Raw genomic sequence first — 18728 nt, forward strand, 5'->3', positions numbered from 1 at the left:
CCCCACGCACCCCCACCACCACTCCGCGAGAGTACGAAATAGGCCCCTTCAGCGGCGCCGAAAGGGCCATTTCTCCGCTCTCGCGGAAGGTGGGCGGCGGGGCGGGGGGAGCGGATGCGGCGGGTTATACCTGAGAAAATGGTGAAGGTCAAGATTGGGGTGGACATAGGGGGAAAGACAGCCTATAGTTGATCTTTGCGCTCCCAGACAAATCTATGCCTTCATATTGCGGTCGGCTTTGCGTGCTCAAGCCACCTTGAGGCATACCTCGTTCAAACTGAGGGTCTGGGGAGCGTACTCGGAATTCATTACTAACAGTGACTAGACCTGACGGGGTCTACGGAGGTTATTTCCTTGGCTGCTGCGCGCAACGCAACCACCAACTCACCCAAGAACGGCCGCGCTGCAGGGCGTCTGTCGTTCGCAAAGATCACAGACAATCTGACGGTCCCGGACCTGCTCGCCTTGCAGACGGAGTCCTTCGATTGGCTTGTCGGAAACGACAAGTGGAAGAAGCGTGTCGAAGAAGGTCAGGCGCAAGGTCGCCAGGACCTCCCGACCCGCACCGGGCTCGACGAGATCTTCGAAGAGATCTCCCCGATCGAGGACCTCGGCGAAACGATGCAGCTGTCGTTCACCAACCCCGAGCTCGAGCCTGAGAAGTACACCATTGACGAGTGCAAGGAAAAGGGCAAGACCTATTCCGCACCCCTCTATGTGAACGCTGAGTTCATGAACCACCTCACCGGTGAGATCAAGACCCAGACCGTGTTCATGGGTGACTTCCCGCTGATGACCCCCAAGGGCACCTTCGTGATCAACGGCACCGAGCGTGTCGTCGTTTCACAGCTCGTGCGCTCGCCCGGTGTGTACTTCAACCGTGAGCAGGAGAAGACCTCCGACAAGGACATCTACTCCGCCCGCGTCATCCCGAGCCGTGGAGCCTGGCTCGAATTCGAGATCGACAAGCGCGACCAGGTCGGCGTTCGCATCGACCGCAAGCGCAAGCAGTCCGTAACCGTGTTCCTCAAGGCACTCGGCCTCACGAGCGAGCAGATCCTCGAAGAGTTCAAGGGCTTCGCGTCCATCGAGCTCACCCTTGAGAAGGACAACATCCTCACCAAGGAAGAAGCCCTCAAGGACATCTACCGCAAGCTGCGCCCGGGAGAGCAGGTCGCCGCCGAGGCAGCCCGCGCGCTCCTCGACAACTTTTTCTTCAACTCCAAGCGTTACGACCTGGCCAAGGTTGGTCGTTACAAGATCAACCGCAAGCTCGGCATCGAAGCGCCGCTCAGCTCTTCCGTGCTGACGCTCGAGGACATCCTCGCCACGATCAAGTACCTGGTTGCCCTTCACGACAACCAGACCACGATCTCCGGCATCCGTGAGGGCGTCCCCACCGACATCCGCATCGACATCGACGACATCGACCACTTCGGCAACCGTCGTATCCGCGCCGTCGGCGAGCTCATCCAGAACCAGGTCCGCACCGGCCTGTCCCGCATGGAGCGCGTCGTCCGCGAGCGCATGACCACGCAGGACATCGAAGCGATCACCCCGCAGACCCTGATCAACGTGCGCCCCGTCGTCGCCGCGATCAAGGAGTTCTTCGGAACCAGCCAGCTGTCGCAGTTCATGGACCAGAACAACCCGCTCGCCGGCCTCACGCACAAGCGCCGCTTGTCCGCGCTCGGCCCGGGTGGTCTGTCCCGTGACCGCGCCGGCGTCGAGGTGCGAGACGTTCACCCCTCGCACTACGGCCGCATGTGCCCGATTGAAACCCCAGAAGGCCCGAACATCGGCCTGATCGGTTCGCTCGCCTCGTTCGCGCGGATCAACGCCTTCGGATTCATCGAGACCCCGTACCGTCGTGTCGTCGACGGCGTCATCACGACGACCATCGACTACCTGACCGCGAGCGAAGAAGACGAGTTCATCGTCGCCCAGGCCAACGCGCCGCTGACCAAGGACGCCCGGTTCGCCGAGCCCCGGGTCCTCGCACGTAAGAAGGGTGGCGAGGTCGACCTCTTCCCCGCAGAAGACATCGGCTACATGGATGTCTCCCCGCGCCAGATGGTGTCCGTCGCGACCTCCCTCATCCCGTTCCTCGAGCACGACGATGCGAACCGCGCCCTCATGGGTGCGAACATGCAGCGCCAGGCCGTTCCTCTCCTCATGAGTGACAGCCCGCTCGTCGGTACCGGCATGGAGGTCTTCGCGGCCATCGACGCCGGCGACGTCATCACCGCCGACAAGTCGGGTGTGGTGATGGAGGTTTCGGCCGACGTCGTCACCATCCAGCTTGACGAGGGTGGCACGCAGGACTACTACATGCGTAAGTTCGCGCGCTCCAACCAGGGCACGAGCTACAACAACCGCGTCATGGTCACCGCAGGTGAGCGGATCGAAGCCGGCGAGGTCATCGCCGACGGTCCCGCCACCGACAACGGAGAGCTCGCCCTCGGTAAGAACCTCCTCGTGGCATTCATGCCGTGGGAAGGCTACAACTACGAGGACGCGATCATCCTGAGCCAGAACCTGGTCAAGGACGACACCCTCTCCTCGATTCACATCGAGGAATACGAGGTCGACGCCCGCGACACCAAGCTCGGCAAGGAAGAGATCACCCGCGACCTGCCGAACGTCTCCCCGGACCTGCTTGCAGACCTGGACGAGCGTGGCATCATCCGCATCGGCGCCGAGGTTCGCCCCGGCGACATCCTGGTCGGAAAGGTCACGCCGAAGGGCGAGACCGAGCTTTCCGCCGAGGAACGCCTGCTGCGCGCCATCTTCAACGAGAAGAGCCGCGAAGTTCGCGACACCTCGCTCAAGGTGCCCCACGGTGAGCGCGGAACGATCATCGGCGTCAAGGTGTTCGACTCGCAGGATGGCGACGACGAGCTCGGCTCTGGCGTCAACCAGCGTGTTGCCGTCTTCATCGCCCAGAAGCGCAAGATCACCGAGGGTGACAAGCTCGCCGGCCGTCACGGCAACAAGGGTGTTATTTCCCGCATCCTGCCGATCGAGGACATGCCGTTCCTCGCAGACGGTACCCCGGTCGACATCATCCTCAACCCGCTCGGTATCCCCGGTCGCATGAACTTCGGCCAGGTGCTCGAAACGCACCTCGGCTGGATTGCGAAGCAGGGCTGGGACGTGGAAGGCAAGCCCAAGTGGGCCGCCAACCTGCCCGAGCAGGCGCACCACGCCGCACCGAACACCAAGGTCTCCACCCCGGTGTTCGACGGTGCGTTCGAGATCGAGATCGAGGGTCTCCTCGACTCGACGACGAAGACCCGCGACGGCGTGCGACTGATCGACTCCACCGGAAAGACGCAGCTGTTCGACGGCCGCTCCGGCGAGCCGTTCCCGAACCCGATCTCGGTCGGCTACATGTACATCCTGAAGCTGCACCACCTCGTCGACGACAAGATCCACGCTCGTTCGACCGGTCCGTACTCCATGATCACGCAGCAGCCGCTGGGTGGTAAGGCGCAGTTCGGTGGACAGCGATTCGGTGAGATGGAGGTCTGGGCGCTCGAGGCATACGGTGCCGCGTACGCCCTGCAGGAGCTCCTGACCATCAAGAGCGACGATATCCTCGGCCGCGTCAAGGTGTACGAGGCCATCGTCAAGGGTGAGAACATCCAGGAGCCCGGCATCCCCGAGAGCTTCAAGGTCCTCATCAAGGAAATGCAGTCGCTGTGCCTGAACGTCGAGGTGCTGTCCTCGGACGGAACCGCCGTCAGCCTGCGCGACACGGATGACGAGGTGTTCCGCGCTGCGGAAGAGCTCGGCATCAACATTTCCACCCGCTTCGAATCATCCTCGATCGACGACATCTAGGGCCGGGCAGAATGACAAATACTCCGAACACTCTTCAAGGAGAGAAATTGCTCGACGTAACCACGTTTGACGAGCTTCGAATTGGCTTGGCGACCGCAGACGACATCCGTCGCTGGTCGCACGGTGAGGTCAAGAAGCCCGAAACCATCAACTACCGCACGCTCAAGCCGGAAAAAGACGGCCTGTTCGGCGAGCAGATCTTCGGACCGTCCCGGGACTGGGAATGCTCATGCGGTAAGTACAAGCGAGTTCGCTTCAAAGGCATCGTCTGCGAGCGTTGTGGCGTAGAGGTCACCAAGTCGTCGGTGCGTCGTGAGCGGATGGGCCACATCGAGCTCGCCGCCCCCGTCACTCACATCTGGTACTTCAAGGGAGTCCCCTCCCGTCTCGGCTACCTGCTGGACATGGCACCGAAGGACCTCGAAAAGGTCATCTACTTCGCTGCGTACATGGTCATCACGGTCGACGAAGACGGCCGTCACCAGGACATGCCGGGCCTTGAGAACGAGCTTCGCCTCGAGATCAAGACCCTCGAAGGCCAGCGCGATTCCCGGATCGCCGACCGCCTCGTCCGCCTCGAAACCGACCTCGCCGCACTTGAGGCCGAGGGCGCCAAGAGCGACCAGAAGAAGCGCACCAAGGACGCCGCCGAGAAGGAAATGGGGCAGGTCCGCAAGTCCCTCGACGAGCAGATCGCGCACCTCGAGCGCGTGTGGGAAGACTTCCGCACCCTCAAGGTCGGCGACCTCAAGCCCGAGGACAGCGTCTTCCACGAGCTCCAGGACCGTTTCGGCATGTACTTCGAGGCCTACATGGGCGCCGAAGCCATCAAGAAGCGCCTGCTGGCCTTCGACCTGGTCACCGAGAGCGAAAACCTGCACCTGCAGATCGCCGAGGGCAAGGGTCAGAAGAAGATCCGCGCCATCAAGCGTCTCCGCGTGGTCAACGCCTTCATCATGACCGGCAACTCGCCGGCCGCGATGGTGCTCGACGTCGTCCCGGTCATCCCGCCCGAACTGCGCCCGATGGTGCAGCTCGACGGTGGCCGTTTCGCCACGAGCGACCTCAACGACCTCTACCGTCGTGTGATCAACCGCAACAACCGCCTGCGTCGCCTCCTTGACCTCGGTGCCCCCGAGATCATCGTGAACAACGAGAAGCGGATGCTGCAGGAAGCTGTCGACGCACTGTTCGACAACGGTCGTCGCGGCCGTCCCGTCACGGGTACTGGCAACCGTGCCCTCAAGTCCCTGAGCGACATGCTCAAGGGCAAGCAGGGTCGTTTCCGCCAGAACCTCCTCGGCAAGCGCGTTGACTACTCCGGCCGTTCGGTCATCGTCGTCGGCCCGCAGCTCAAGCTGCACCAGTGTGGTCTGCCCAAGCAGATGGCACTCGAGCTGTTCAAGCCGTTCGTGATCAAGCGCCTGATCGACCTGAGCCACGCTCAGAACATCAAGGCCGCCAAGCGCATGGTCGAACGTTCACGCCCGCAGGTCTGGGACGTGCTCGAGGAGATCATCCGCGAGCGCCCCGTGCTGCTGAACCGTGCGCCCACCCTGCACCGCCTGGGCATCCAGGCCTTCGAGCCTCAGCTCGTCGAGGGTAAGGCCATCCAGCTGCACCCGCTCGTGTGTGCGGCGTTCAACGCCGACTTCGACGGTGACCAGATGGCAGTGCACCTGCCGCTGTCCATGGAGGCCCAGGCCGAAGCGCGCATCCTGATGCTCGCCTCGAACAACATCCTGAAGCCGTCCGACGGCCGCCCGGTGACCCTGCCCACCCAGGACATGATCATCGGTCTGCACCACCTCACGACGCTCAAGGAAGGCGTGATCGGCGAAGGCCGCTCGTTCTCCTCGATCGCCGAGGCGATCCTGGCCTTCGACCAGAAGAAGGGCGAAAACCAGGGCCTCGACCTCAACGCCAAGGTACGCATCCGTCTGACGGACAAGTACTTCGAAGAGGGCACCCAGCCGGAAGGCGTGGAACTCGTCAACGGCCAGGCCGTCGGTACCGTGCTGGTGAACACCACGCTCGGCCGCGCGATCTTCAACGAGGCCATGCCGGTCGACTACCCGTACTTCGAAAAGGTGGCCGACAAGGGCAGCCTCTCGGCGATCGTCAACGACCTCGCCGAGCGGTACCCGAAGGTGGAAGTTGCCGCGACGCTTGACCGCGTCAAGGACGCCGGTTTCTACTGGGCCACCCGGTCCGGTGTGACCGTCGCGCTCAGCGACATCCTCACCCCGCCGGACAAGCCCGAGATCGTGGCTCGCTACGAGAAGCTCGCCGCCAAGGTGCAGTCGCAGTTCGAGAAGGGTCTCACGACCGACCTCGAGCGCCGTCAGGAACTCATTCAGATCTGGACGAAGGCGACGGAAGACGTCGCCGAGGCCATGCAGAAGAACTTCCCGAAGGACAACACCATCAACCGCATGGTCACGTCCGGTGCTCGTGGTAACTGGCTGCAGGTGCGTAACATCGCCGGCATGCGAGGCCTCGTGAACAACCCGAAGGGTGAGATCATCCCTCGCCCGATCATCTCGAGCTACCGCGAAGGCCTGTCCGTCGCCGAGTACTTCATTGCTACTCACGGTGCCCGTAAGGGTCTGGCCGACACCGCCCTCCGTACCGCCGACTCCGGGTACCTCACCCGTCGTCTCGTGGACGTCTCGCAGGATGTCATCATCCGCGAAGACAACTGTGGAACGACCAAGGGCCTCGAGTTGCCGATCGCGATCGTCGACCCGCTCGGTAACCTGGTTCGCCACCCCAACGTGGAGAACGCGGTCTACGCCCGCAGCCTGGCCGCAGCCGCGGTCAACGCCGCAGGCGAGGTCGTCGCCGAAGCCGGAGACGACGTCGGAGACGTGCTGATCGAGAAGCTGGTCGAGGCCGGCATCGAGACCATCAAGGTGCGTTCCGTGCTGACGTGTGAGTCTGCCGTCGGTGTGTGTGCGGTCTGCTACGGCCGTTCGCTCGCGACCGGCCTGCTCGTGGACATCGGAGAGGCCGTCGGCATCATCGCCGCACAGTCGATCGGTGAGCCCGGCACGCAGCTGACCATGCGTACCTTCCACACCGGTGGTTCGGCATCCGCTGACGACATCACCCAGGGTCTGCCGCGCGTCCAGGAGCTCTTCGAAGCACGTACCCCCAAGGGTGCGTCGCCCATCGTCGACACTGCGGGACGCATCACGATCGAGGACACCGACCGTAGCCGGAAGGTCATCCTGACCCCCGACAACGGCGACGAGCCGATCGCGTACCCGGTGCTCAAGCGCTCCACCCTCCTCGTCGAGGATGGCCAGCACGTCGAGCTCGGCACGCAGATCATCATCGGCGCCGTCGACCCGAAGGAAGTTCTTCGCGTCAAGGGTGTCCGGGCCGTGCAGAAGCACATCGTCGGTGGCGTCCAGGACGTCTACCGTTCGCAGGGTGTGCCGATCCACGACAAGCACATCGAGGTCATTGTCCGCCAGATGCTCCGCAAGGTCACCGTCGTCGAACACGGCGACACCGGCCTGCTCCCCGGCGAGCTCGTCGACCGGTTGAAGTACAACGAACTCAACCGTGCGGCACTCACCGAGGGCAAGAAGACGGCATCCGCTCGTCAGGAAGTCATGGGAATCACCAAGGCGTCCCTGGCGACCGAGTCCTGGCTGTCGGCTGCTTCCTTCCAGGAAACCACCCGGGTTCTCACCCAGGCGGCCATGGAAGGCAAGAGCGACCCGCTGATGGGCCTCAAGGAGAACGTCATCATCGGAAAGCTGATCCCGGCAGGCACCGGCCTGCCCCGTTACCGCGACGTCACCGTCGAGGCAACGGAGGAGGCCAAGGCCGAGCGTTACCCGAACCGCATCTTCACCGATGATGCCGCGTTCAACGAGGGTGACCTGAGCTTCGTCGACTTCGACAGCTTCTCGTCCGACGACTTCACGCCCGGTACCTACAAGTAGCGTGTAGTTCTCTCAGACGGATGCCCCTCTCACTTCGGTGAGGGGGGCATCCGTCGTTAACGCCCCGTCGCTGGAGCGCCGGCGACACTCGGCGCGCCGGGCAATTCTCGACGGAAGCGGTGGTGTGACGCGCTGGGCCGCGCCGGGTACCCTGTGATGGGGCGCAGGTATTTCCGCGTCTCGCGAGCACGAGGGCAGCATGCAACTACTACTGGCACGCATCAGCGCGGCCGTCACCGGGGCGATGGGACTCGTCGTGCTCGCAGGCTGGTATCTCGGCGCGAGCACCCTGCCGGCCGCATTCGCCGGCCCCTGGTCGATGAAGCCGACGCCGGCCCTGGCTCTCATCATGCTGTCGCTGGCCCTGTTCCTGCTCGAGCGGCGTCGGGTGGCCCTGGTCCTGGGGCTTCCCGTCGCCCTGCTCGGCACCCTCACCCTCGCCGAAGACATTCTGGGCGTGACGCTCGGCGTCGACAGACTGCTGCCCGGCATCGCCTTCGGCGGTCAGGATCCACGCATGGCGCCGGCGACGGCCGTTTCACTGATACTTCTGGGCATCGCCGTCTGCGCGAGCCTGCTGCCGCGGGCGTCCTGGATGCTCGGCCTCGCCTTCGGCTCGCTGACCGTGAGCCTGCTCGCACTGCTCGGCTACGCCTACGGGGCGTCCTCGCTCTACACCTTGGGCGGGTACACGAGCATGGCTCTCATCACCGCTCTCGCGGTGGCGTTCGCGTCGGTCTCGATCCTTCTCACCCGGCCCGACAACGGCCTCGTCGGATTGCTGCGCGACCCGGGTAGCTCAGGGCGGCTGCTCCGACCCGTCGTTCCGCTCCTCCTGCTCGGCCCCTTCGTGCTGGGCTGGCTGCGACTCTGGGGCCAGCGACAGGGCTGGTTCGACACGGTGCTCGGTGTCGCCTTCCTGATCGCCACGATGACGGTGGTCGGCATCGGCCTGAGCTGGGTGGCCGCCCGGAGGCTCCGCGACCTCGACCGGCAGCGCGACGCCGCCATGGTCGCGATGGACGCGGCCAACCACGCCCTCGAGACGGCGGTGGACAGGCGCACCCGCGAGCTCGCGAAGGTCGCAGACACGCTGCACACGCTCGTCGCGATCGCCCCGGTGGGCATCGTGCAGATGGACGCGGCCGGCGGACTTCTCAGCGCCAACGACCAGTGGCGCGCCCTGAGCGGCCTCACCAGGGTTCAGTTCCAGCGCGGCGGTATGGCCACAGCCATCCACCCCGACGATACCGAACGCGTGCAACGCGACTGGGCTGCCGCGATTGCCGCCGGGGCAGCGTACGAGACGATGATGCGCTTCCGCACCCCGGGCGGTCAGGTCAACTGGGTACAGGTGAGCACCGCACCGATCCGGGACGCCGGTCAGGTCACCGGGCACATGGCCACGGTCACCGACGTGACCGCGCTCCACGCTGCGGAACAGGCGGTCTCGGCCGCGCGGGCACGATTCGAGGCCGCGTTCGCGTCGTCACCGCTCGGCACGGCGATCGTGGATCTCGACGGCAGGGTGGTGGCGGCCAACCCGCGGCTGTTCGAGCTCGCCGGGCCGGCATCCGTTGTCGTCGGCCAGCACATCGAGGCCATCTTCATGCCGCTCGATGCCGGAGCGCGCGGCGCTCGCACGTCGGAGGTGTTCGACGGGCCCTCGACGCGGCAGCGCATGGACCGCCGGATGCTCCGGGTCGACGACGAGGAGACGTGGGTCAAGGTGAGTATCGCCGAGATCCCCGCGGGGGAGCAGGCTGGCGCGCTGCTGTACCAGGTGGAGGACATCACCGCCCGCCGCCTCGCCGAGGCCCGAGTGGAGCACCTCGCGTTCCACGACCCGCTGACCAACCTGCCCAATCGCCTTCTGCTTCTCGACCGGCTCAACCAGGCCCTGTTGCAGTCATCACGGCACGGGCACGGCGTGGCCGTGCTGTTCATCGACCTGGACCGGTTCAAGTTCGTCAACGACAGCCTTGGCCACCACATCGGGGACGCCGTGCTGGCTGAGGTCGGGGTGCGGCTTCGGCAGCGGGCGCGGGCCACCGATACGGTATCCCGTATCGGCGGAGATGAATTCGTGATCCTCTGTCCGGGCGTCGACAGCAGCCAGGACGTGCACACACTGGCCCACAACCTGCAGCGCTCAATCGCCGAACCGATCCGGATCGGCGACCTCGTCGCATCCGTCGACGCGAGTATCGGCATCGCCTTCGGCCTCGGCCACGACGACGCGGAGGCGCTACTCCGCAACGCAGACCAGGCCATGTACTCGGCCAAGGGCCGGGGCCGGGCCCGCTACGAGGTCTTCGACGACGACCTGCGCGGCCGCATCGACCGGCGGCTGGACACCGAGCTCGCCCTCCGCGACGCCGTCGAGCTCGGCGAGATCGAGACCTGGTACCAGCCGATCGTCGATCTCCAGGAGAACACGGTCGTCGCCACCGAGGCTCTCGCCCGATGGCGCCGCCCCGAGCGCGGCATCGTCTACCCGGGCGAGTTCATCGCGATCGCCGAGGAAGTCGGGTTGATCAAGGGCATCGGCGTGACCGTTCTCGGCCAGGCCTGCCGGGCGGCGGCGACCCTCGAGGGCGGCCTCGCGGTGAGCGTCAACGTCTCTCCACGACAGTTCGCGCAGGACGACTTCGGCGTCGTTGTCAGACGCGCGCTGGCGGAGAGCGGGTTGCCTCCCGAGCGCCTCTGGATCGAACTGACGGAGAGCGCCGTGCTCGAGGCGATCGACTCCGCGGCCCGGACCTTCCAGGAGCTGAGGGAACTGGGTGTCAAACTGGCGATCGACGACTTCGGCACCGGCTATTCCTCCTTCACGCACCTCCGCGCCTTCACCGTCGACCTGCTCAAGATCGACCTCACCTTCGTGCGCGACCTCGAACGCTCCGAACACGACCGGGCGATCGTCGAGGGCATCCTGCGCCTTGCCGATTCGCTCGGACTCGACGTCGTCGCCGAGGGCATCGAGACGGCAGGCCAACGCGACCTGCTCCGGTCCATGGGCTGCCGCTACGGGCAGGGCTACCTCTTCTCCAGGCCGGACCCGTCACCGCTGCCCGTCGTGAGCTTCGACAGCTGACCGACGGGCGCCAACGGAGGATCGTCCGCACCGGTCCGGCAATCTGTAGCGGTCAGCCGCGCGATCTTCCTGAGTTAGCCACCGGAAGGCCGCGCTCAGGCGGCCGGCGGGGTGGGGACGGCGCCTGGCCACGTGCCCAGGTATGCGGGACTGTCGAGGTAGACGCTGTTCACCCCGGTCTGGGCCGGGTACTCGACCCCGGCGAGCAGGTTGGCCTGCGGCTGCAGGTCGAGGGTCCTGCCGTGGTTGCGCACGGTCAGGGTCAGCTCGGCGGGCTGGCTGTCGAACGAGGTCGCCCAGCCAACCCTGAGGACGTAGTCGAGCACGCCGGGGGCCGCTAGCGCGGAGTCGTCATCGACGTAGACCTCGATGATCGCCAGCGTCGACAGGCCGGAGATGACCTCACCAATGCTGGCATCGCTCAGCCCGGGGACGGCGTTCAGGAGCGCGGCAGCGGCCTCGCGGCTGATGCTCGCCCCGGTCGCTGATGCCCCGGTCGCTGATCCTGAGGACGTCGGCGTTGGCGCCGGAGTGGCCCTGACGGCCTGCGGGGAACAAGCAGTGAGCACGGCTGCCATTGTCACGGCCGCGACAAGGGTGACGATCGAGCGAGTGCTGAGTTTCACTTCCGGATCCTCATCGAGTTGTGGTGTAGTCGCGGACGGTGGCGCGCGACGTCCCTCGCGAGGTGCAGCTCGTCTGCCTTCCCCAGGACTCGTGAAGCGAGAGGTTCTGTCGCCTGTGCACTCTTTGCCAGGCGTTTTCCCCGTAAGCCCCGTCCGAGCTTAACGAGATTGGGGCGGATCAGCGGTTCTCGTCGGACGACGTCACGCCCGGGACGGTGCGGGACCGTCGACTCGCCTGAACCTGTGAACTGCGAATCTCGTTCGCTGGCTCATCCGCGGGCCGTTTCGGCCGACCCAGGCCGGGGGATTTGCACCCTTGCCAGCCCATCCCAATTGCAGCGTGATGCAACATTCCCCAAGTGAGGCGGGGCCGGCGCTCAAGGCCCGTCCTGGTGAAGCTGGCAGTATCGACCAGTTTCGTGGACACGAGCTCCCCGTGCACCTACGGTCGGCCTTGTACACAACTGAGGACGGAGGTGAACGAGATGAATGATGCTGAGGCATTTCGTGCTCCCCGCGCCCTCTGGCTCGCTCTCGTCGCCGTTGCGCTCGGCATCGCCTGGTTCCTGTGCGGCGGGGCGAATCCCGCGTCGGCGACCGATCTGCTCCCCGATGCGCCTCCTGCAACGGATGCCGCCGCACCCGGCCTCCTGAACGCTTCCGTCCCGGAGCTGGTCGCCAGCGTTCCTGCCTTTGCAGTCTCCGTCGTGGCTGACGCACCTGGCGTCGACACCGCAACCATTGACGCGGCGTCCGCAGACGTGCCCGAAGCCGTTGGGACGGCCATGACGCCGATTCTGGCCGCCGTAGCTGCCGAAGTACCCGACGTCAGCATTCCGGACCTCAGCATCCCCGATGTGGCGGGTTCTCCTGTCACCGTGCCCGTCGCCGTGCCCACGATCGCCCTCGCGGTTTCAGACCTTTCCACCCTCGCGACTCGCACAGTGATCACCTCGGTCGTCCCGGCCGGGACCGTCTTCGTCGCGCCGAGCGCGCATCCGTTCCCGCCCTCTGTGCGCGGCACCGCCGGTACCCCCGACGCGGTCGCGAGCCTGACGCTACTTGATGCCGCGGCATCCGCTACCGGAGCCCCGCTCGGCACGCCGGGGCACCCCGTTAACCTGCCGCAGCCCACTCCGGATGCCGCAGCACCGGGCGGCGGCAGTTCGGCATCTCTGCTCGCAACGTGCGGATCAACACGCGCCGCGTCTGTCGCGGCTCTCCGTCTCACTTTCGAGGACGACGCCCTGCCGTCCTCCCTCTCCATCGACCCCGGTTCTTCTCCCGCCTGAGTAGGTCCCTACCGTGCTATCCCGACGGCATGCGGACCACCGCCACGCGTCCCTCGCGCGGCTCACTCACACTTTCAAGGAGAACCATCATGAACATCACTCTGTCCCGGGCGCTCTACGGCACCCTCTTCGTCGGGGCGCTCTCGCTCCTCGGCACGACCGCGGCGCACGCCGCAGACACCAGCGGCGACTCCGGAACCCTCTCGGGATCCCAGGTCGTCACCGACACCACGGCCCCTGTCCAGGTCTCCGGCAACGCGATCAGCGTCGTGGGCGACTCCGCCAGCACGGCACCGGCTCCTGCGGCTGCGTCCGCGTCGGCTCCTGCTCCTGCAGCCACACCGGCGCCAGCCGCTGCAACCACCTCGAGCTCCGACGGGACCGCCTCCGGCACCCAGGTCGTCGCCCCGGTCGCGGCCCCGGTGACCGCGTCCGGCAACGCCATCTCGGTGCTCGGCGACTCGACCTCGACCGGGTCGACCGGACCGGCCCCCGCCCCAGCCCCGGCGGCCACCCTGGCCCCGGCAACGACAACAGGAACCGACTCCCTTCTCGGCGGCACACAGGGCCTCACCAGCGTCGACGTGCCGATCACGGCATCGGGCAACGCGGTGAGTGTCATCGGTGATTCGGCGTCAACGGGCACACCGTCCGCGAGCACGGCGGATGCCTCCGCTCCCGCGGCCGGCTCCGGCCGGGTGACCTCGGGTGCGGACGGCATCGCATCAGGTACGCAGGTCGTCCCTGAAGTCGCTGCACCGGTGACGGTCGGCGGTAACTCCGTCGCGATCCTCGGTGACAGCAGCGCGACATCTGGTTCGCCGGCTCCGTCAGGGTCTGGCGCGGGAACGACCTCCGCTCCCACGGCAGGATCCGCCCCGGTGACCTCAGGTTCGGATGCCACGGCGTCAGGCACGCATGTCGACCCGGTGGTTTCCGCTCCGGTGACGGTCGGCGGCAACGCGGTCTCCGTCGTCGGTGACAGCGAGTTGGTGACCCCGACCTCCGTGACCCCGATGACCCCGATGACCACGGCTACAATGATGGCCCCGATGGCCCCGATGGCCCCGGTGGCCCCGGTGGCCCCGGTGGCCCCGGTGGCCCCGGTGGCCCCGATGGCCCCGGTGACCTCGGCTATCCCGACGGATCCGACCGACGCGGCCGGCCCGACCGCCCTCATCGACACAATCGTGACATTCGGAGCTTCGGCGAAGTCGACCACGCCGGCGCACTCCGGCAAGGTCTCGGCCCCGGCCGCACTGTCGGTCACGGAGCTCGCATCGACCGGCATCGGCACACTCGAGTTCGGCGGTTTCGCCGGCCTGTCTTTGCTCATCGCCGGAGCCGCCTTGATGTTCACGCGACTGATGAACACCGGTCGTATGAACGTCTAGTCTCCACCCCTGATGCACGGATACCGTCGGCCCGACCGGACCGGCGGCATCCGTCGTTTAGGCGGTCCCGTGCTTGCCCTGAGGTGTCGCAGAACGACGTTGGAGGGGCGTGGGAACGTCGATCTGCGACGCTTCAGCGAGGGCCCACACTCATCGGTGAGTTGCAGAAACTAGATTTCACCTGCGATTCTCCACTACCCACTATCATCGTGGGCACACGTGTTGCGCGGGGGTGGTCCGCGACATGCAGGGGGCCGTCGTCATCGCCGGGTTCTGGCAGCCGCTTTCCGCCGCGCTCATGCCGACCGACGACCCGAGAAGGGCACCACCGTGAGCGACTCCCGCACCCTCCTGTTCGCCGAGGCCGCGAACCCCGCGACCTCGCCAGCCCGCCTCGCCAAGCTCGCCGCGAAGCATTTCGACCTGCATCGGGCGATCGCTGCGAACCCCGCGTGTTATCCAGGTCTTCTCGAATGGATGCGCGGCTGCGGCACGCTCGAACCGCTCGCACCCGCATTGACGCAGTCTCCAATCGCGGCGCAGGCACCGACCCGAAAGGCGGCGCACGCTGAGCCATCCGTGCCCGCCTATGCAGTCTCCCGGCCCGTGTCCCTGCCCGTGTCTGGCCCGGTAGGGGCCGGGTCGGGCGCACCCGGCGGCTGGCAGCAGCCCGTCGTTCGGGCCAGCGCCGCGGCATCCGCCGGACGTCGCCGCCGTCGGCCCGGCCTGCTCTGGGGATCGATCGGCGTTGCCGTGCTGTTGCTCGCCGGTGGCGGCGTCTGGGCGTACGCATCCGTCTTCTCCAAGATCGGCGGGTCGTCGACTCCGCAGGCCGCAGTCGAAAAGCTCCTGACCGGAGCGGTGTCGCTGGACCTGCTCAACGTGTACGGCTCCCTGTCTCCCTCGGAGATCACCTCGCTCCGAGGCCCGGTCGAGACGCTCGGCCGGATCAAGCTGGATTCCGCGACCAGCCCGACCGACTACACGGCCGTCTTCGAGAAGCTGCGACCGAACCTGAACGTCACCCTCACCGGCTTGGACTTCTTGGTCACCGACATCGGCGATGGGATTGCTGTGGTCGCCGTGACCGGTGGCCAGCTGCACGTCGACGGTGACCCGAACGCTCTCGCCGGTCTGTGGATGGACGCCGTGAAATCCCAGCTCACCGAGCAGCTGAAGGCGACAGGCTCCACCGACGAGCAGGTCGCGGCCTCGCTCGAGAAAACCCGCGCGGCCGCCGTGGCCGGCATCGACGCCGCGCTGCCCTACGACCGCAGTGCGAGCGACCTTAAGCAGGACCTGGGGAGGGACGTCTCCGCAGTCGCCGTGCAGGAGGGCGGCTCGTGGTACGTCAGCCCCCTGCTGACCGGGTTCGAGCAGGGCTTCCAGGACCGCCTGCGCGCGGACCCGACGCTCACCCGCGGGGCCATCGTCGCGCCGGCCACCTATGTCACGCCGGAGGACGCAGTCCGCGGGCTGGCCGACGGGGTCTCCGCCTACCTGGCCCGGGGAGATTCGGGCGCACTCGCCGCCGCGCTTCCCCTCGCCGAGCGGCGCCTTGTGAGCCTCTACGGCGTGCCCACCTCTTCAGTCGACGGACGGAGCCTGAACGTCACCAACGTCGGCGTCTCCAGCACGGTGTCCGGCGACACCGCCCGGATCACGCTGGATGACCTGTCCTTCGCGGGGGAGTCGGACTCGGTGCCGTATGCGTTCTCGATCTCGGGAGTGTGCGCCACGGTCGGGAGTGCCTCTGGCGCAAAGATCTGCCTCGATCAGATCCCCGGCTTCGCGAAGCTCGGAGCCCAGGATCTGCGGCTCATCGCCGTGCGCGAAGGCGACGGCTGGTTCGTCAGCCCGTTGCGCACCGTGGCCGATGCGAGCTCGATCGTGATCAACCGGGTGGCGCAGCTGAGCCAGAGCGGCGAGCTCGCCGACCTCTTAACCACGACAGCGAATGCCCCGATCACCTCCGACGAAACGGCTCCCGTCGAGGAGGGTGCCTACTGAGGCCCCCGACATCCGTGCGCGGCCGCGCCGGTTTTGGCAGGCCGCGCCGGTCTGGTGTCGCGGCCGCGTCGGTTTGCGCAGGCCGCGCCCGCCGTTTCGGGTGCGGCCTGCGGAAACGGTAGCGGCGGCGCGCGCGGCTGACCCGCGGATGCCCCGAGTCAGCGGGCGAGCTGGCCGGCGGCAATGCGCGAGCAGACCGCGGCGACGTCGGCGGATGCGGCCGGTCGCGAGAAGAAGAACCCCTACCCGTACTCGCACCCGTGTGCACGCAACCACTGCGCCTGCACCGCGGTTTCGATGTCCTCGGCGATGACGCTGCTTCCGAGGCCGCGCGCGAGCCCGAGGATCGACTGCACGAGCGGCGCATCCGTTTCGCGCAGCCCGATCGCCGAGATGAACCGGCGGTCGATCTTGAGCACGTTCGCGCGCACCTCGCTGAGCCGGGCCAAGTTCGAGAACCCGGTGCCGAAGTCGTCGACCGCGATCGCCGCCCCGGCCGCTTGCAGCTCGGCCATGTTGTCGTTCACCTCCGCGAACTCGGTGACGTAGTCGCTCTCGGTCAGCTCGATCTTGAGCGCACCGCGCGCGAGCCCCGAGCTGGACAGGATCGCGCGCACCCGGGCGGCGTACTGGGGGTCGCCGAGCTCGATGCCCGAGGCGTTGATGCTGACGAAGAACGGCGGATGCCCCGGCGGGGCCTGGATCGTCCAGCCCGTGGCCGTCGACATGGCCGTTTCGAGTACCCACTCCCCGAGGCGGGGCATCATTCCGCTCGTCTCGCAGAGCGGGATGAATTCCTCGGGGGAGATCGCGCCGCGTACCGGGCGCGTCCAGCGCAGCAGCGCCTCGACGCCCGCCGCGCGCATCGTGTCGAGGTCGATGATCGGCTGGTACACGACGGTGAACTCGCCATTCGCGATCGCAAGGCCGACGGCGGCGGAGGAGGCGTACTGGCCGCCGTGCACCCGGGTGGTTCCCCGGCCTGAGCATCGCGGCGACCGCCGACGCCAGCACGACGATCGAGTCGCTCGTGAGCATGCCGTCGTGCCGGGAGAGCGCAACGCTGATCGACACCGCGAAACCGGACGGCACCACCTCGTGGTCGCCCCCGGCCTGACCGACCTCGGCGGCCCCCGCATCAACACCCGACCCGTCGCCGTCCTCCCGCTGATCCACGTGGAGACGCCCCGGTTCGAGGTCGGCAAGCGGTTCACGAAGCGCGCCTTCGACCTCGTCATCGGCGGGCTGCTGCTTCTCGTGCTCTCGCCGGTGATGGCGGTCACCGCGCTGTCGATCCGCCTTGTCGGCATCGGCCCGGTGCTCACCCGCGAGCAGCGCATCGGCAGCGGCGGCCGCCCGTTCACCCTGCTCGGCTTCGGGTCGGTGGATGCCCGGCGCCCCGGCGCGCGCCGGCGCCGCTTCGGTCTCGACGAAGTCCCGCAACTGTTCAGCGTGCTCACCGGCACGATGTCCCTCGTCGGACCGCGCGCGCCGCTCGAGGACGAGGTCACGGGCTTCAACAGCCTCGAGCACCGCCGGTTCCTGATGAAGCCGGGCATGACCGGCCTCGGCGAACTCTACGAGCACTCCACCCTGCCCTGGGAAGAACGGCTGCGCCTCGACATGTACTACATCGAGAACTGGTCGATCGTGGGCGACGTGATCATCCTCTGGCGCACCGCACGGGCCGCCCGCCGCCGCACCCGCCGCGGCCGAATCCGAGCCCGCTGACACCTACCCGAGCAGCGCCGGTACCACCACGAGCCCATTGAACACCACGTGCGCGATGATCGCCCCGCCGAGCCGCCCGGTGACCGCGGTGACGGATGCCGCCGCGAGCCCGAACACGAACGTCCCGGCCCCGACCACCCACAGGGCGGTCGGCGAACCGGCATCCACCACGTGCACCAGCGCGAACACCAGCGCACTCACCGTGCACGCGAGGGACAGGGCCACCGGGCGGCGGGCATCCCTGGCCGCGGCGACCGCGCGCAGCAGGAGCCCGCGGAAGAACAGCTCCTCAATAAAGGGGGCGATCAGCACCGGGGCGAGGAGCGACAGCACGATCCACCACGCGTCGTGCGCCGGGGCGTCGAGCGTGGCGCCCGCGGTGCCCATCTGCCCGTAGCCGGCGATCTCGAACAGGCTCGCCACCACCCGGGTCAGCAGCCCGATCGTGAGCCCCCAGAGCAGGTCCAACGGGTGGAAGCCCAGCCCGAAATCGCGGGCGAGCGAGCGGGAGCCGCGCAGGTAACAGGCCACGAGCACGCTTCCGAGCAGCGGAACCCACACCACCAGGTAGCTGAGCACCTCGACGAGCCGCGGGTCGGTGAGGTAGCCATGGCTGAGCGCCCAGTCGGCCGCGAGCACGAGCAGGATCGCCCCGACCGCGCCGGCAGCCGCGTCATCGAGACCCCAGCGCACGCGCCGGGCCGGGGGAGTGTCGGGCGCAGCGGGTGTGGGGTGGGTCATGCACTCAAACTATCGTGTCGCCCGAGCGCCCC

General features: G+C 67.0%; 10 protein-coding genes. 7 read left to right on the forward strand and 3 right to left on the reverse strand.

All coding sequences use genetic code 11. The features are described 5' to 3' along the window. The first annotated feature begins 354 nt into the window (after positions 1-354). The 3 genes from rpoB (at position 355) to E3O46_RS15105 (ending at position 10902) form a co-directional block, all read left to right on the forward strand. Positions 355-3846: a DNA-directed RNA polymerase subunit beta gene (gene rpoB, locus E3O46_RS15095; protein WP_134449706.1), complete on the forward strand. Its 3492-nt coding sequence runs from the start codon at positions 355-357 to the stop codon at positions 3844-3846. A gap of 47 nt (positions 3847-3893) precedes the next feature. Then, positions 3894-7805, forward strand: a complete 3912-nt coding sequence (locus tag E3O46_RS15100) for a DNA-directed RNA polymerase subunit beta' (protein WP_134449705.1) — start codon at positions 3894-3896, stop codon at positions 7803-7805. A gap of 199 nt (positions 7806-8004) precedes the next feature. Then, positions 8005-10902, forward strand: a complete 2898-nt coding sequence (locus tag E3O46_RS15105; RefSeq protein ID WP_134449704.1) for a GGDEF domain-containing phosphodiesterase — start codon at positions 8005-8007, stop codon at positions 10900-10902. A 95-nt stretch (positions 10903-10997) separates the two neighbouring features. Here the strand turns inward: E3O46_RS15105 and E3O46_RS15110 are convergent, their stop codons facing one another. After that, entirely contained in the window at positions 10998-11528 is a 531-nt protein-coding gene (locus E3O46_RS15110) for a hypothetical protein (RefSeq protein ID WP_134449703.1), read from the reverse strand. Between the two features lie 485 nt (positions 11529-12013). On the opposite strand from E3O46_RS15110, the gene E3O46_RS15115 reads away from it, so the two are divergent. The 3 genes from E3O46_RS15115 (at position 12014) to E3O46_RS15125 (ending at position 16224) form a co-directional block, all read left to right on the forward strand. Further along, entirely contained in the window at positions 12014-12820 is an 807-nt protein-coding gene (locus tag E3O46_RS15115) for a hypothetical protein (protein ID WP_134449702.1), read from the forward strand. Between the two features lie 89 nt (positions 12821-12909). Beyond that, positions 12910-14214, forward strand: coding sequence for a chaplin family protein (locus E3O46_RS18495; RefSeq protein WP_194088517.1), 1305 nt, complete (start codon positions 12910-12912; stop codon positions 14212-14214). A gap of 330 nt (positions 14215-14544) precedes the next feature. Then, positions 14545-16224, forward strand: a complete 1680-nt coding sequence (locus E3O46_RS15125; protein ID WP_134449700.1) for a variant leucine-rich repeat-containing protein — start codon at positions 14545-14547, stop codon at positions 16222-16224. Between the two features lie 242 nt (positions 16225-16466). On the opposite strand, the gene E3O46_RS15130 is transcribed toward E3O46_RS15125, so the two are convergent. After that, positions 16467-17189 carry an EAL domain-containing protein gene (locus E3O46_RS15130; RefSeq protein WP_166787402.1) on the reverse strand — a complete coding sequence of 241 codons (723 nt, stop codon included), beginning with the start codon at positions 17187-17189 and terminating at the stop codon, positions 16467-16469. A 79-nt stretch (positions 17190-17268) separates the two neighbouring features. On the opposite strand from E3O46_RS15130, the gene E3O46_RS15135 reads away from it, so the two are divergent. After that, entirely contained in the window at positions 17269-17955 is a 687-nt protein-coding gene (locus tag E3O46_RS15135) for a sugar transferase (RefSeq protein WP_166787401.1), read from the forward strand. Between the two features lie 3 nt (positions 17956-17958). On the opposite strand, the gene E3O46_RS15140 is transcribed toward E3O46_RS15135, so the two are convergent. After that, complete coding sequence (locus tag E3O46_RS15140) at positions 17959-18696, reverse strand: CPBP family intramembrane glutamic endopeptidase (RefSeq protein ID WP_134449697.1); 738 nt, start codon at positions 18694-18696, stop codon at positions 17959-17961. Positions 18697-18728: the final 32 nt, after the last annotated feature.

It is taken from the genome of Cryobacterium glucosi, assembly GCF_004402235.1.
Lineage (GTDB): Bacteria > Actinomycetota > Actinomycetes > Actinomycetales > Microbacteriaceae > Cryobacterium > Cryobacterium glucosi.